Origin of the sequence: Enterococcus asini ATCC 700915 (genome assembly GCF_000407365.1) — a bacterium.
Taxonomy (GTDB): domain Bacteria; phylum Bacillota; class Bacilli; order Lactobacillales; family Enterococcaceae; genus Enterococcus_C; species Enterococcus_C asini.
In genome coordinates, this window is sequence record NZ_ASVU01000001.1 from 815,713 (window position 1) to 831,155 (window position 15,443).

Below are 15,443 nucleotides of genomic sequence, written 5' to 3' on the forward strand. Positions count from 1 at the left end.
CTCTTTTAAAGGGGTCCTCTTTCCTTTGGTTTCAGGTCTTGGTGGGAGAAAAATTTTACCGATTCTTATGGATTCTGCGAAGGAGAGTCAATTGTTTTTGTCTTCTATATCAAGTAGAATAGAGAAACGAGTAGGAGGAAGTTCATGGATGAAATGTGGCAAGATCGCATGCCCCCTCAGGATATTCAAGCGGAACAAGCCGTACTAGGCTCCGTGTTCTTGGATCCCGAGGAGATCAACAATGCGATGGAAGTCTTAGAAGCAAAAGATTTTTATCAGCGTCGGCATCAGCTGATTTTTTCAGCAATGGTGGCGTTATTTGATCGTGGGGAAGCAATCGATGTAGTGACGTTGAAAGCAGAGTTGGAACGCAACAATGCTTTGGAAAACGTTGGGGGCATCGGGTATTTAGTAGAGCTTAGTCAAGCCACCCCGTATGCCGGCAGTCTGTCCTTTTATGCGAAAATCGTCAACGACAAATCGGTGCTCAGAAGCTTGATTCAAGCGGCTAACCAGATTGCCACCAGTGGCTTCCAACAGGATGAAGACGTGGCCAATATCGTGGAAGACGCTGAACGCAAGATTTTAGAAGTGGCGGAAAATCGCAACAGTAGTGGCTTTTTAGCGATTGAAGACGTCTTACAAGAGACCTTTAAAAATATTGACTTACTAGCTCAGTCCGATGAGACTATCACCGGGATTCCCACGGGGTATCCGGCTTTGGATAAGATGACGGCGGGCTTACAAGCTGGGGAATTGATCATTCTGGCGGCCCGTCCCGCTGTGGGGAAAACCGCCTTTGCCTTGAATATCGCCCAAAATATCGGGACCAAAACCAATCAAGCGGTGGCGATTTTCAGTCTGGAAATGGATGCGGAGTCTCTAGTGAAACGGATGCTCTGTGCGGAAGGCTTAATTGATGCGGGACATTTAAAGACTGGGCAGTTGACCGATGAGGAATGGAGCAATCTGGTTATCGCCATGGGGAGCTTGTCCAAAGCGGATATCTTTATCAACGATACTCCAGGGATTAAGGTATCGGAAATCCGGGCCCAATGTCGCCGCTTGGCTCAAGAGAAAAAGGATTTAGGCTTGATTATGATCGATTACTTGCAGCTGATTGAAGGAACCGGTCGGGAAAATCGCCAACAGGAAGTTTCCGAGATTTCTCGGCAGTTGAAAAAGATCGCCAAGGAATTAAAAGTGCCGGTCATCGCTTTGTCTCAGCTTTCTCGGGGCGTAGAACAGCGGCAAGACAAGCGCCCGGTGCTAAGTGATATCCGGGAATCTGGGTCCATCGAGCAAGATGCGGACATCGTGGCATTTCTGTATCGAGATGATTACTACCAACGGGATACCGATGATCCGGATGAAATGCCCGTGGACAGTTCTCGGGAAAACATCATCGAAGTCATTATCGAAAAGAACCGGAGCGGTGCTCGGGGGACAGTGGAATTGATGTTCATTAAGGAATACAACAAATTTTCTTCCTTGTCTTATCGGGAAGACGAGTAAAAAAGCGGGACTCTCATTTTGGGTCCCGCTTTTTGTTTGCCTGAAAAATCAGTGCTAGAAGATTAATGTTCGTGTTTTGCTTTTAAAAGTGCTAATTGAAATTATATTATTCGATAATTCGTTGAATCTTTCCCGATAAACTGCTACAATAGTTCTGGATTTAATAAAAAGAATGAGGTGGAGATATGTCCTCTGTAGTAGTTGTTGGAACACAATGGGGCGATGAAGGAAAAGGCAAAATCACGGACTTTTTAAGTGAAAACGCCGAAGTCATTGCACGATATCAAGGTGGCGATAATGCAGGCCACACGATTAAATTCGATGGGGTTACTTATAAATTGCATTTGATTCCATCTGGGATTTTCTACAAGGAAAAGATCAGTGTCATCGGAAACGGCGTGGTGGTCAATCCGAAATCATTGGTACAAGAATTAGCATACTTGAAAGAACACGGGGTAAGCACCGACAATCTGCGAATTTCCGACCGAGCCCACGTGATTCTGCCTTACCATATTAAATTGGATCAACTGCAAGAAGATGCCAAAGGGGACAACAAAATCGGCACCACGATTAAAGGAATCGGTCCTGCTTACATGGACAAAGCTGCGCGGGTAGGCATCCGGATTGCGGATCTTTTGGACAAAGAAATCTTTGAAGAACGTTTGAAGATCAATTTGGAAGAAAAGAACCGCCAATTCGTGAAGATGTTTGATTCCGAAGCTTTGGCTTTTGAAGATATTTTTGAAGAATACTACGGCTACGGCCAAGAAATTGCGAAATACGTAACGGATACTTCCGTGATTTTAAACGACGCCTTAGACGCAGGCAAACGGGTCTTGTTTGAAGGGGCGCAAGGGGTCATGCTCGACATCGACCAAGGAACCTATCCTTTCGTGACTTCTTCTAACCCAGTGGCCGGTGGGGTAACGATCGGTTCCGGTGTGGGACCTTCGAAGATCAACAAAGTCGTTGGGGTCTGCAAAGCCTACACGTCTCGTGTGGGAGACGGTCCTTTCCCAACGGAATTAAACGATGAAATCGGCGAACAAATTCGCGAAGTAGGCCACGAATACGGTACTACTACTGGACGTCCTCGTCGGGTTGGCTGGTTTGACTCCGTAGTGATGCGCCACTCGAAACGGGTTTCCGGGATTACCAATCTTTCATTGAACTCCATTGACGTATTAAGTGGCTTGGAAACGGTGAAAATCTGTACCGCCTATGAATTAGACGGGGAATTGATCTATCACTATCCTGCTAGCTTGAAAGAATTGAACCGTTGCAAACCGGTCTACGAAGAATTGCCTGGTTGGTCAGAAGACATTACCGGCTGCAAGACTTTGGCCGATTTACCGGAAAATGCCCGGAACTATGTCCGTCGAGTTTCCGAATTGGTGGGCGTGCGTATTTCCACTTTCTCTGTGGGACCAGACCGCAACCAAACCAATATTTTGGAAAGTGTTTGGGCACAAATTTAAAGCAATCTACTTGATTGTAATCGGCTCTGTAGATGCGGGATATCTCGCATCTACAGAGCTTTTTTTTGCATTTTGAGAGATTTATGGAGAAAGAGTATAAAATTACTGAGCAATCAATTCTATCTGATTTGTTCAGGAGGGGAAATTTTGAAAAATGTTTTTTTAAGGCATTAAAAACTGATTTTATCGAGATTTCTAGAAATCTTAAAGGGCGAATAACTTAAAGTAGTTTTTTACTTAAAAGCTAGTTTTTTTCCTTCTTCTTCTTTCTGATTACCTTTTTTCCTTTTTTTAATTAATCACGTTATGATGGGGATGTAAACAGAAAGAGAGGAATGATAGAAATGGAAAGCACGGTTAATCATGTCAGTCGAAAAGACAAATTCCTACGGGTTTTTGAAATGTTCGGCCGTTCATTTTTGTTACCGGTTTCAGTGTTGCCTGCTGCTGGTATTTTGAAAGGAATTGGGTCAGCCTTTACAAATGCAAGTACGGTAGAGATGCATCCTTGGATGGCTAATCAAACGCTGCAAATAGTGATGGGGTTCCTAGAGATGTTAGGGAACGTTGCTTTTAGTAACTTACCAGTTATTTTTGCGGTAGGGGTAGCTGTGGGTTTGGCTAAACAAGAAAAAGGTTCTGCTGCTTTATCTGGGTTATTAGGCTTTTTGGTATTGCATAATACATTGAATTTTTTATTGAAAGTCAGCGGAACATTGGTTGATACTAGTGCGGAAAATGCTAGCGAAATGTTAGCACGTCACATGCAGACGACCGTTCTGGGAATCCAAACAATGGATTTAAATGTGTTTGGTGGGATTATTACAGGTGTAATCGTGTATTTGGTTCATAAAAAAGCCATCAAAATTCAAGTTCCACAAGTTTTTGGCTTCTTTAGTGGACCTCGTTTGGTTCCTATCTTGATTATTCCAGTAATGGCTATTGTTGCCTTGGGCTTTTTCTTCGTCTGGCCTTTTGTACAGGCCGCAATCACGGCATTGTCGGTTGCCATTTTGAAATCAGGTTATGTAGGAACATTTGGTTATGGGGTTATTGAACGTTTGCTACTACCTTTTGGCTTGCATCATGGACTAAATTGGCCAGTTAGAACGACTGAGCTAGGCGGAATCTTCATGATTGATGGAAAAGAATACGCAGGAACAATCAATGCCTATATGGCAGCCTTATCCGGTCATGGGCCAATTGATCCAATGATTACTCGTTTTTCTTCTGGTAAATTTATCTATAATATGTTTGGGTTACCGGGTGCTGCCTTGGCAATGTATGTGACCGCTAAACCAAAAAATAAAAAGACAGTTGGCTCACTCTTACTAGCAGCCGCCCTGACTTCATTTTTAACTGGGATTACTGAGCCATTAGAATTTACTTTCTTATTCGTTGCACCTGCTTTGTACGGGATTCATGCAGTTTTAGCAGGTACTACAATGTTGATTGCCAATGTGGCAGGGGCAGCTTTCTTAACGCCAACTGGTCATGGTTTGATTAACTTTTTAATCTATGGCGTGTTACAAGGAGCTCGTACGAAATGGTGGTTATTACCAATCATCGGAATTTTCTGTTTTGCAATGTACTTCATAGTTTTCACTTTTGCTATTAAGAAATTTGATTTTAAAACACCTGGTCGTGATGATGATCCATCAACGATTGCTCTCCATGGCAAAGATGAAACCCGCAAGAAGATGGGTGTGAAGACGCTTAAAGATATCGATAAGGAAGCCCAAGGACAAGCAGCTCCAATTCCTAGTGGAGCGAAAATGACCTTACATGATCAAGCAGAGGCGTTAATTTCGGCACACGGTGGACCAGAAAATATTGAAAATGTAGATGCTTGTATTACTCGGTTGCGAATCAATGTAAAGGACGATACTGTAGTCGATAGTGCTTATATTACCAAGGATTTAAATGCGATGGGGTTCAATAAATCTGGTATGCAAATGCAATCGATTTACGGTGGTCGTGCTAACCAGCTAAAAGTCGAAATCAGAGAGATTCTCGGATTGGCGGATTGATAGGTATGGATAAAAAAAGAATATTTGTAACAGATTTGGATGGCACCTTTGTTAAAGATTCCCGCAACGTATCTCCTCAAGATCGTGAATCGTTAGCGGTGTTGAAACAAGAAATGCCAATCGCTATCGCAACTGGACGTTCTGTTAAGGAAATTCACTATATTGAAGAACAGATTAACCTCGATTGTGATATTCGCATTGGCTTCAATGGCGGAATTATTGAAGTCAATGGTCAGCGGATTTTTGAGCAATCGATTGAACCTAGCGTATTAGTAAAGGTGTTAGATTTTATTCAATCCAATCAGATTGTCTTTGATGCCTTGGATGGTGAACAGCGGATCGGGACACACAAAACAGATGATTTTGCTAAGTTGTGGAATATGGAGTTAGTTGAACCACCTCATTTATTTGAGTTTTTGAAGCAAAAGAAAATTTATAAAATGAATATCAGGCCTAAATTAGGGGAGACAGATGAGTTATTGAGTGAATTACAGGAAAAATTTCCTCAGTTGTCTATCTGTAAGAGCGGTGAGAAGCGAATAGAAATCACGCCACCTAATATTACCAAAGGCCATGCGTTGGAAATGTTGAAAAGACAGTATGGAATCACATTTATTTCCGTTGGTGATTCAGAAAATGATATCAGTATGTTCAAAGAATCAAGCCAATCTTTTTGTATGGCACACGCAGCTACCATGGTAAAAGAGGAAGCGACTGATATTGTTGAAAATTTTTATGAAGTGATTGATTTGATCGCATAAGGAGATGATCAGAGTGATATTTGGAAAGAAAAAAGGAATCTTTTCTCCAGTAAAAGGTGAGTTTATCCCATTAGAAGAAGTTGCGGATCCTGTATTTGCCCAGAAGATGATGGGGGATGGGGTTGCAGTAATTCCTAGTTCAGATGAAATTGTTAGCCCTGTAGTAGGTACAGTCACCACAATTATCGAACAGAAACACGCCTTAGGATTGACGATGGAAGGCGGACAAGAAGTACTGGTCCACATGGGAATCGATACGGTGGAACTAAACGGTGCGCCATTTGAAGTTTACGTGAAAACAGGGGATCATGTAGAAATTGGTACGCCATTGGCAAAAATGGATCGGGCTACTGTTAAGGTTGCCGGAAAAGACACCGTGATTATGGTGATCATAACCGGCCAGCAGTTGAACTCCCACAAATTGACCAAAAGGACTTCGGTCAACCAAGGAGACGAACTCGGAAAATTGTAATAAAAAACTGCTTTTTACTGGAAAGTTCTTCCAGTAAAAAGCAGTTTTTTTGTCTCTTGATAGTTTAATTCGGTTAGCGCTAAGTAGTTTTTAATAAAAGGATTGTTTCAAAGATGACCTCACTTGCTACAGTCAACATTAGGCGAGAACGGAGCTTCTTTCGATTCTGGACAGATTGATGGGTCATCAGGGCGATATCGCTTAACGAGACAAGTGGGTTACTAGAAAAACCAGTTACTGAGATAATTTGGCAACCTTTGACTTTCACTTCGGAAATCACTTTGACAATCTGTGATTCTGCGCCACTCAATGAAAAAACAATAATACAGTCTTCTGGTCGAGCGATATCTGGAATATCCCGAATGGGGAAGACTTCTGTGTAGTCATTTGACCAGAGTCCTAGGTTCTTTAGTTTATGATTAAAGGAATTGGCGACAGTAGCGGAAGAACCAATTCCGACGCAGAAAATTCTACGTGCAGAAAGGATATGGTTTGCTATCTGTTTGACTGCTGTTTCATCCATCATCGCCAGTGTTTTCTCTACATCTTCACGCATAATCGTCAAGATTGAAGCATAATCGGCTTCAGTTTTCATTTGAATTTGTCGTTGATGCCCATTTAGTAGTGCGTACTTAAATTCTGTGAAGGATTTAAAATCAAGTTTCTTTATGGCGCGGATAATCGTAGGAGCAGAAATATGAAGCGCTTCTTGAATAATTTTTAATTTCAGATTGGCGAGGTCAGGGTATTTCAAAATGTAGTCAATCGCTAGTTGTTCGGTGCTAGAAAGTTCGTCATAATTTTTTTGGATATGAGCATATACGGATTCCATGATAGCCTCCTTAAACAGGAATTAATCACTCAATTATAGCACAGCTAGCGTTGATTCTCCTTCTTTAGACAAGGCAGAATGGTGGTAGTTTCTATCATATCAGTTGGTTTCTTGATACAATAGAGCAGAAAATGAGCGGTCAGTAGGAGGAAAATATCAATCCTCGCAATAGATTCATTAGAAAGGGGAAATCTACCATGGCCCTACAAACTCTCAAAGAACAAATCATCGCTGAGAGTCGCCGTCTAGGCATCGATAAAATCGGCTTTACCACAGCAATGCCTTTTACCGAGTTGGAAGAGCCTTTAAACCGGCAACGGGAACTAGGCCATAATTCCGGTTTTGAACATCAAAATATCCCGGAACGGATTTATCCGGAGTTGACCTTTGAAGGGCCTCAGTCGATTATCGCCATCGCCTTGGCCTATCCTACGAAGATTAGAGAAGAAATTCCGAAAGATGAGAAGCGGGGGATGTTTGCCCGGGCTTCTTGGGGTGTGGATTATCACCAGATTTTGGCAGAGAAAATGCAGCAGTTGGTGGCTTTTATTGAGACGTTACAAGCACCAGATGCGGAAACTTGGCGCTTTGCTCCCCAAGTGGATACAGGGGAGTTTGTGGATGTGGCGGTGGCACAGCGGGCAGGCTTAGGCTTTGTTGGCCGCAATGGCCTGTTGATCACAAAAGAATATGGCTCTTTTGTTTACTTAGGTGAGATTGTCACCAATATCGCCTTGGAACCGGATGAGCCGGGGGTCTTTGGTTGTGGGGATTGCACTCGCTGTATCAAAGCTTGTCCTACCCAAGCGCTACTGGGAGATGGCAGCATGAATGCGCAACGGTGTCTTTCCTATCAGACCCAAACCAAGGGCGTAATGCCTGAGGAATACCGGAAAAAGATCCGCAACGTGATTTACGGTTGCGATATTTGCCAGCTAGTCTGTCCTTACAATCAAGACAAGGACTTTCATTTTCACCAGGAAATGGAGCCGGCAGTAGACGAGGTGTATCCAAAGCTTCGGCCCATGCTGAAGCTTTCAAATAAGGAGTTTAAGCAGCAATTTGGTCATTTGGCGGGCGCTTGGCGAGGGAAAAAGCCGTTGCAAAGAAATGCCATTATCGCCTTGGCCAACACGGGGGATAAGGAAAGCTTGCCTTTGTTGTGGGAGTTGGTCCAGGAAGATCCACGGCCGGTGATTCGGGCCACGGCTTTGTGGAGCATCAGCCGTTTAGGCAAAAAAGACGCGGCCCTGTGGCAAGAGCGTTTGACCCAGCGACAAGCACAAGAAAAAGATCCAGAAGTTTTACAGGCTTATCAGGAGGCTTTGGCCGTTTTTGAAAAAAAGCTACACCCCTGATGATACCCGGTAAACCGTGCTTTGTGGTACACTAGGGACAGTAATTTACTAAAGGGGGTTGTTTCATGTATCAAATCGTGACCGATTCATGTTGCGATGTACCTTATCAGTTGTTAGCTGAAAAGGATGTTGCTTTTATTCCCATGATCGTCAATATCAATGGTCAAGAATATTTCGATGATCTGGGCAAGAGTTTTGATTACGAACAGTTTTTGCAAAGTTTACGGGATAAACAACAACCGACCACGTCACAAATCAATGTTGGTCGTTATATCGAATTCTTCATGCCTTACTGCGAAAAAGGGGAAGCGATTCTTTACTTGTGTTTCACCTCTGGCATGAGCGGCTCTTATAACAGCGCTCTTCAAGCTGTGGACATCTTAAAAGAAGACTACCCTGAAGCAAATATCCAAGTGGTGGATACCTTGGCTGCCAGTATGGGGGAAGGTTTTATCGTATTGGAAGCCGCTAAACGCAAGCAAGCAGGCGCCAGTATGGAAGAAGTCATGGCCTGGGTCAATGAGCATAAAATGAACTTGCAATCTTGGGTGACCGTGGATGATTTGAGCCATCTGTACCGTGGGGGTCGCTTGTCTCGTTCTCAAGCTGCCATGGGCGGTTTATTAAATATCAAGCCGATTATCCACGTGGATGCAAAAGGTACCCTCCAAAACGTCGGGAAAGTCCGGGGCCGTAATAAAGCCTTGCAGAAGGTCGTGGATGAGACCGTGGACCATTTAGTCTCTAAGGAGAATCAAACGGTGTACGTGGCTTATTCTGGGGATTTAGAGGCTGCTGAGAAGGTCATGGGGCTGTTGAAAGAAAAAATCGACGTCCAAGACAGTGGCATCTTCCCCTTAGGACCAACGATTGCTAGCCACACGGGCTTAGGCTGTATCGCCATCTTCACCTTTGGACAAGAACGGGTGGATTAAGGATTAAAAACGATGCAAATAAAAATTTACAGGGCTGTCTTCCCAATGATTTTGGGAGGCGGCTTTTTCTTTTGTGATTTTTCACAAAGTTTTTAAGTGGGTAAATAGCAGGTTTGGATTGTTGTATAACAGAGGGCGAGTGCAAAAAAGCCCCAGTTGAAACATCTCTACAAGGAGAGTTTCAACTGGGTTTTTATGAATATTTATGCAAATAGCTCATTTACCCGCTTTTGAACTTCGGGATTTTCTAAGAATTCGTCATAGGTGGTTTCTGCTCGGTCTACTACACCTTTATCGGAAATGGCGATGATCCGGTTGGCCAAGGTTTGGATAAATTGATGGTCATGGCTGGCAAAGAGAATCGAGCCAGTAAAGCCCATTAAGCCATCGTTTAACGCGGTGATGGATTCCAGATCCAAGTGGTTGGTAGGATCATCCAAGACCAAGACATTGGCTTTGGAAAGCATGAGTTTTGAGAGCATACAGCGAACCTTTTCGCCCCCGGACAAGACGGAAACAGGTTTTAAGACTTCATCCCCGGAGAAGAGCATCCGTCCCAAGAAGCTACGCAAGAAAGTATTGTCGTCTTCTTCTTTAGAAGCAAACTGGCGCAACCAGTCTAAAATCGTCAAGTCATTGTCAAACTCACGGCTGTTGTCTTTTGGCAAGTAAGATTGGTTAGTGGTCACACCCCAGCGCACAGTTCCGGTATCCGGAGTGATTTCCCCCATGATTACTTTGAACAGGGTAGTAGTCACAATATCGTTATTGGCGATAAAAGCCACTTTGTCGTCTTTGTTTAAGGTAAAGGAGATATTGTCCAAAATCTTCTTACCATCTATAGTCACGCTGACATTGTCCACTTGCAAAAGATCGTTGCCGATTTCTCGCTCTGGTTTAAAGCCTACGAAAGGATAGCGCCGGGAAGAAGGTTGGATATCATCCAAGGTGATTTTATCCAGCATTTTTTTCCGGGAAGTCGCCTGTTTAGATTTGGAGGCATTGGCGGAAAAGCGGGCGATAAATTCTTGGAGTTCTTTGATTTGTTCTTCTTTTTTAGCGTTTTGTTGTGATTGGAGTTTTTGTGCCAACTGGCTAGATTCCAACCAGAAGTCGTAGTTCCCGACAAAGAGTTTGATCTTGCCAAAGTCTAAGTCTGCCATGTGGGTGCAGACTTTGTTTAAAAAGTGCCGGTCATGGGAAACCACGATCACGGTATTTTCAAAGTCAATCAAAAATTCTTCCAACCAGTTGATGGATTGGATATCCAGTCCATTGGTGGGTTCGTCCAGTAAGAGGACATCAGGCTTGCCAAAAAGAGCTTGCGCCAAGAGAACTTTGACCTTTTGGCCCGCGGTTAACTCTTTCATTGGTAGTTGGTGCAAGTCTTCCGTGATGTTCAAGCCTTGCAAGAGGACTGCGGCTTCTGGTTCAGCTTCCCAGCCGCCTAATTCCGCAAATTCCCCTTCTAATTCCGCCGCGCGAATGCCGTCTTCATCACTGAAGTCTTCCTTCATATAAATGGCGTCTTTTTCTTTCATCACATCATAAAGGCGTTTGTGCCCCATAATGACAGTTTCGATAACGGGGTATTCCTCGTAGTCAAAGTGATTCTGCTTTAACGTCGCCATCCGTTCATCGGGACCTAAGCTCACGCTCCCGGTGGAAGGTTGAATCTCACCGGAGAGGACTTTCAAGAAGGTGGATTTCCCAGCTCCATTGGCTCCGATTAAGCCGTAACAGTTTCCCGGGGTGAATTTGATATTCACGTCGTCGAAGAGCTTGCGATCCGAAAAGTGTAAACTAACATCACTAACAGTGATCAATTGCTTTCCCTCATTTCTTTTTTTAAAAAAGGGTTCCCCCAGTTCACCGGAGGAACCCGTAGCCTTTTTGTCTAACTCCTAGCATTATAGCCAGATTCCCAGAAACTTGCAAGGTGACCTCGTCTTTTTCAGAAAAAAGCGAAGCGGACAATAAATGAATGGAAAATGAGGCTATTCTTTGACCAATCTCATAAGCTGCGGTACTCTTTTAAGAAAGGAGGGAAAGTATGGAAACGAAAAAAAGTTTTGATTGGGGTTCTTTAGTATTAGGTATTTTATTCGTAGTGACGGCGGTGATTAGTTTTCGCCGGCCTTTAGCGAATCTAATGACGATCGTGGTGGTCTATGCAATTTTTTCATTTCTCAAGGGGATTTTTGAGTTGTTTTTCCGCAGTCGTTTAGAGGAGCTGACTGGTTCTCGGGCGAAACTACCAATTGTTTTAGGAATTCTGGACATCTTGATTGGGATTTTCTTGCTCTTTAATACCGGAGCTGGGGTTTTGGCATTGCCCTTTGTCTTTGCCATTTGGTTTATCATCGACTCGGTTTTCAATCTGTTCAATTTAGATGCGGCTCGAAAAGTTGCTTCTTGGTATTACTGGTTCTCGCTGATACTCAATGTTCTCGGAGTGATTCTGGGGATTTACCTGTTCTTAAATCCACTTTCTTCAGCGTTGACCCTGAGCTTTTTAATCGGTTTTTACTTCCTGATGTTTGGGATAAAACACATTATTTTTGCTTTCCGTAGTTAAGGATCAAGAAACGCTCTGTTAGGGGCGTTTCTTTTTTTGTAGCCGAAAATACTATGTCTGGCTTTACGAATTGGCTCATTTTGGAATTCAGTCAAAACTGACTCACCGGATAAAGAGCATCAGGTGTTAGCCCCACTTTTTTTACTAGAAATTATTAGGTGCGACGAAAAATAATATATGGTACAATTAAAACGAACTGAAAGAACCCTAGAAATACGGGTCTTTAATATAGTAATGATGAGTTAGAGGAGGTTATTGATTTGGATTGGTTTGTACAATTAGCCCCTTGGCAGCAGGCGCTCGTGGGCTGTGGCTTTACTTATGGCATGACCGCATTAGGGGCAGCTTTGGTTTTCTTCTTTAAAGAAATCAAAAAAGATGTGCTCAATCTCATGCTGGGCTTTGCTTCCGGGGTGATGATTGCCGCGAGTTTTTGGTCTTTACTCGATCCAGCCATTGAGTGGGCCGAACAAAATGGGGATGTCCCTTGGCTTGTGGTGGCCATTGGCTTTGGGGTAGGGGGGCTATTCCTTTACATTGCGGATAAGACGATTCCTCACATGCACTTTGGTCCCAACCACGAACAAGAAGGGATTCACAGTCACTTAAAGCGCACGATTTTGCTAGTCTTTTCGATTACTTTGCACAATGTTCCGGAAGGTCTAGCCGTAGGGGTGGCTTTTGGGGCGGCGGCAAATGCTGATGATCCAGCAGCGGCTGCCATTGCAGCGATTGCGGTAGCATTAGGAATCGGGATTCAAAACTTTCCAGAAGGAGCCGCAGTTTCCATTCCCTTGCGTCAAGAAGGCCTTAGTCGGCGAAAATCCTTCTTTTACGGCCAAGCTTCAGGAATTGTGGAGCCGATTGCCGGCGTATTAGGAGCGTTGTTGGTCTCGAAGGTTACGGTACTTTTGCCCTACGCTTTATCCTTTGCCGCGGGAGCGATGATCTACGTGGTGGTGGAAGAATTGATTCCAGAAGCCCAAGTCACATCCAGTAGCAAGCGTCATTTCGCCGTATTCGGGACGATGCTAGGCTTTATTATCATGATGATTTTGGATATTGCTTTAGGGTAAGCAAAACCCCGGTACACAAGTTAATTCTTGCGTACCGGGGTTTCCTGTTTGCTTTGCTTTTGGGGAAGTTTCGTTTGCTTTCTTAATAACGGTTTTTATTCTTCGCCGACTTGGTTAACCAGTTGACCAGCCAAATGGCAATCAACAAGGGAATCCCCCAGCGGAAGAATAAGGCAATCAGGCCACCGGCGATGCCTAGCACGACATTTAACACAAAACCAGCTACGACTAATAAGCCCACAACGGCCAGAATTTTGACAAGGGTGGATTGGTTACTTAGATTACTCATGAGGTTTTCCTCCTTTAGGAAAGTCTGTTTCATTACATCCCTAGCATAGCAAACCTGGCACCTGTCGCCATCAGCCTTGAGACGGATATTTTTCTGGGAAATCTTAACAAAATGCGAAAAAAAGTGATTCTGCGTGTATTCGTTTCGGAGTTTTGATACACTTATTAGAGATAGTTTAGGTAGAAAAATCGCAAGCATTCACCTGAAGTTATTTCAGGAGCAAACATAAGGGGAAACGACTATGAAAACAACTGCAGAAAAATCTGCCTGGTTCACTTGGAAAGATTTACTATGGCTTGTCGCCTTGATTTTAATCGTCTTAGGATTGCGGCAATTTATCTTTACGCCGGTGGAGGTCCACGGGGCGTCTATGGATCCTAATTTACAGGATTCGGAACGCTTGATTGGGCTAAAAATCGGGGATGTGAAACGCTTTGACGTGGTGAGCTTCCACGCACCGGATGCCGACAAGGAGTACATCAAACGGGTGATTGCCTTTGGGGGCGAAACGGTGGAATACAAATCCGATCAACTGTACATCGATGGCAAAAAATACGACGAAGACTATTTAGATGAGTTTAAGAGTCAATTGCCGGCAGGCCAGCTCTTTACGGAGGACTTTACCTTTGAAGTACCGAAAGATCGTCTCTTTGTTTTAGGGGACAATCGTACGGTTTCAAAAGATAGCCGTGTTTTTGGAGCAATCGAAGAAGACAGCATCACATCCAATGCCAAATTCATCTTCTGGCCCTTAAACAAAATGGGCACGGTGAAATAAACGAATACCACAAAGTAAACAGCACGGAAAACATCGACTGGGAATAACCCAGAGCCGTTTTCCGCGCTGTTTTTTCTTTTGGTAGTGTTCGATTTTAGGAGCGGATTTGTCCTTCTCCGTAGATGATGTACTTGGTAGAGGTTAATTCTTCTAGTCCCATGGGTCCTCGGGCGTGAAGTTTTTGAGTGGAAATGCCGATTTCGGCCCCAAAACCAAAGACGAAGCCATCAGTGAAACGGGTGGAGGCATTGACATAGACTGCCGCCGCGTCGACTTCTTGTAAGAATTTTTGGGAAGCAAAGTAATTGTCTGTGACGATGGCCTCAGAGTGTTTCGTGTTGTAGCGATTGATGTGGGCGATAGCTTCCTCCAAACTGTCCACCACTTTAATCGCCAGGATGTAGTCCAAATACTCCGTTGACCAATCGGCTTCCGTGGCAGGGAGGGCTTCTGGTACATACTGGCAAGCTCGCTCATCCCCGTGGAGTTCAACTTGGTGTTGAGCGAGTTTTTTGGCGATGACTGGGAGAAATTCCGCCGCCACCGCTTCGTGAATCAGCAGTGTTTCCATGGCATTGCATACGGAAGGACGCTGAGTTTTAGCGTTGTCCACGATGGCTGCGGCCATGTCTAACTGGGCATCTTTATCGATATACACGTGATTATTGCCGGTGCCAGTTTCAATCACAGGCACGGTCGCCGTTTCTTTGACTCGCTTGATTAAGCCGGCGCCACCTCTGGGAATCAAAACATCCAAATACTCCGTCAGACGCATCATTTCCGTGGCAACTTCATGGCTGGTATCCGTGACAAACTGGATAACATGAGGGGTGAATCCTTCTTTGATTAAAGCTTGTTGGAGGATTTCCACCAACACTTGGTTCGAGGCAAACGCTTCTTTGCCCCCTCGGAGAATTACGGCATTGCCGGTTTTAAAGCAAAGACTGGCCGCATCCGTAGTGACATTGGGCCGGGACTCGTAAATAATGCCAATCACGCCTAAAGGCACTTTTTGCCGGCCGATTAGCAACCCATCCTCATTCTTCCACATTTTTTCTACTTCACCGATTGGGTCAGGAAGGTCCACCACTTCTTTGATTCCCGCCGCCATCTCAGCAATTCGCTCTTTGGTTAGGCGCAGGCGGTCCTGCATGGTTTCTGAGATGCCATTAGCAGCGGCTTGGGCCAAATCTTTTTCATTGGCCGCTAAAATCTCCGGGGTGGCGGTTACAAGTGCTTGGGCCATGGCGCCTAAAAGTCGATTCTTTTCCTTCGTGTCTAGGAGGGCGAGTTTTCTGGCGCTGGCTTGGGCTTGTTGACCTAAAAGGGTTAAATCCATTT

14 protein-coding genes are annotated in these 15,443 nt (G+C 44.2%); 10 read left to right on the forward strand and 4 right to left on the reverse strand.

The window, feature by feature from the left end; translation table 11 throughout:
* Positions 1 to 144: 144 nt before the first annotated feature.
* From dnaB to I579_RS03995, 5 genes are all read left to right on the forward strand, one after another.
* Positions 145 to 1,515 (forward strand): replicative DNA helicase, encoded by a 1,371-nt coding sequence (gene dnaB / locus I579_RS03975; RefSeq protein ID WP_010755049.1) that lies wholly within the window; start codon positions 145 to 147, stop codon positions 1,513 to 1,515.
* Between the two features lie 185 nt (positions 1,516 to 1,700).
* Positions 1,701 to 2,993, forward strand: coding sequence for an adenylosuccinate synthase (locus I579_RS03980; RefSeq protein WP_010755050.1), 1,293 nt, complete (start codon positions 1,701 to 1,703; stop codon positions 2,991 to 2,993).
* Positions 2,994 to 3,337: 344 nt separating this feature from the next.
* Entirely contained in the window at positions 3,338 to 5,023 is a 1,686-nt protein-coding gene (locus tag I579_RS03985; protein ID WP_010755051.1) for a PTS transporter subunit EIIC, read from the forward strand.
* Positions 5,024 to 5,028: 5 nt separating this feature from the next.
* Positions 5,029 to 5,784, forward strand: a complete 756-nt coding sequence (locus tag I579_RS03990) for a Cof-type HAD-IIB family hydrolase (RefSeq protein ID WP_010755052.1) — start codon at positions 5,029 to 5,031, stop codon at positions 5,782 to 5,784.
* A 4-nt stretch (positions 5,785 to 5,788) separates the two neighbouring features.
* Positions 5,789 to 6,256 carry a PTS sugar transporter subunit IIA gene (locus I579_RS03995; protein ID WP_034810310.1) on the forward strand — a complete coding sequence of 156 codons (468 nt, stop codon included), beginning with the start codon at positions 5,789 to 5,791 and terminating at the stop codon, positions 6,254 to 6,256.
* Between the two features lie 79 nt (positions 6,257 to 6,335).
* Here I579_RS03995 and I579_RS04000 read toward each other — a convergent pair whose 3' ends face one another.
* A complete protein-coding gene (locus tag I579_RS04000; RefSeq protein WP_010755054.1) occupies positions 6,336 to 7,088 on the reverse strand; it encodes a MurR/RpiR family transcriptional regulator in 753 nt (250 codons plus the stop codon).
* Positions 7,089 to 7,285: 197 nt separating this feature from the next.
* Between I579_RS04000 and queG the strand changes: the two genes are divergently transcribed.
* Together queG and I579_RS04010 are read left to right on the forward strand one after the other, a co-directional pair.
* Positions 7,286 to 8,446 carry a tRNA epoxyqueuosine(34) reductase QueG gene (gene queG / locus I579_RS04005; RefSeq protein ID WP_010755055.1) on the forward strand — a complete coding sequence of 387 codons (1,161 nt, stop codon included), beginning with the start codon at positions 7,286 to 7,288 and terminating at the stop codon, positions 8,444 to 8,446.
* A gap of 65 nt (positions 8,447 to 8,511) precedes the next feature.
* Positions 8,512 to 9,381 carry a DegV family protein gene (locus tag I579_RS04010; protein WP_010755056.1) on the forward strand — a complete coding sequence of 290 codons (870 nt, stop codon included), beginning with the start codon at positions 8,512 to 8,514 and terminating at the stop codon, positions 9,379 to 9,381.
* A 203-nt stretch (positions 9,382 to 9,584) separates the two neighbouring features.
* On the opposite strand, the gene I579_RS04015 is transcribed toward I579_RS04010, so the two are convergent.
* On the reverse strand, positions 9,585 to 11,207 hold the full coding sequence (locus I579_RS04015) for an ABC-F family ATP-binding cassette domain-containing protein (protein ID WP_010755057.1): 1,623 nt from the start codon (positions 11,205 to 11,207) through the stop codon (positions 9,585 to 9,587).
* Between the two features lie 227 nt (positions 11,208 to 11,434).
* Here I579_RS04015 and I579_RS04020 point away from each other — a divergent pair, with 227 nt between their 5' ends.
* Together I579_RS04020 and I579_RS04025 are read left to right on the forward strand one after the other, a co-directional pair.
* Positions 11,435 to 11,959 (forward strand): HdeD family acid-resistance protein, encoded by a 525-nt coding sequence (locus I579_RS04020; RefSeq protein ID WP_010755058.1) that lies wholly within the window; start codon positions 11,435 to 11,437, stop codon positions 11,957 to 11,959.
* A 260-nt stretch (positions 11,960 to 12,219) separates the two neighbouring features.
* Positions 12,220 to 13,035: a ZIP family metal transporter gene (locus tag I579_RS04025; protein WP_010755059.1), complete on the forward strand. Its 816-nt coding sequence runs from the start codon at positions 12,220 to 12,222 to the stop codon at positions 13,033 to 13,035.
* 82 nt (positions 13,036 to 13,117) lie between these two features.
* Here the strand turns inward: I579_RS04025 and I579_RS04030 are convergent, their stop codons facing one another.
* On the reverse strand, positions 13,118 to 13,324 hold the full coding sequence (locus I579_RS04030) for a hypothetical protein (RefSeq protein WP_010755060.1): 207 nt from the start codon (positions 13,322 to 13,324) through the stop codon (positions 13,118 to 13,120).
* A 241-nt stretch (positions 13,325 to 13,565) separates the two neighbouring features.
* On the opposite strand from I579_RS04030, the gene lepB reads away from it, so the two are divergent.
* Complete coding sequence (gene lepB / locus I579_RS04035; protein WP_010755061.1) at positions 13,566 to 14,102, forward strand: signal peptidase I; 537 nt, start codon at positions 13,566 to 13,568, stop codon at positions 14,100 to 14,102.
* Positions 14,103 to 14,196: 94 nt separating this feature from the next.
* Here the strand turns inward: lepB and I579_RS04040 are convergent, their stop codons facing one another.
* The gene (locus I579_RS04040; protein ID WP_016249773.1) at positions 14,197 to 15,441 is read right to left on the reverse strand and encodes a glutamate-5-semialdehyde dehydrogenase; all 1,245 of its coding nucleotides are present in this window, start codon (positions 15,439 to 15,441) and stop codon (positions 14,197 to 14,199) included.
* Between the last annotated feature and the right edge of the window lie 2 nt (positions 15,442 to 15,443).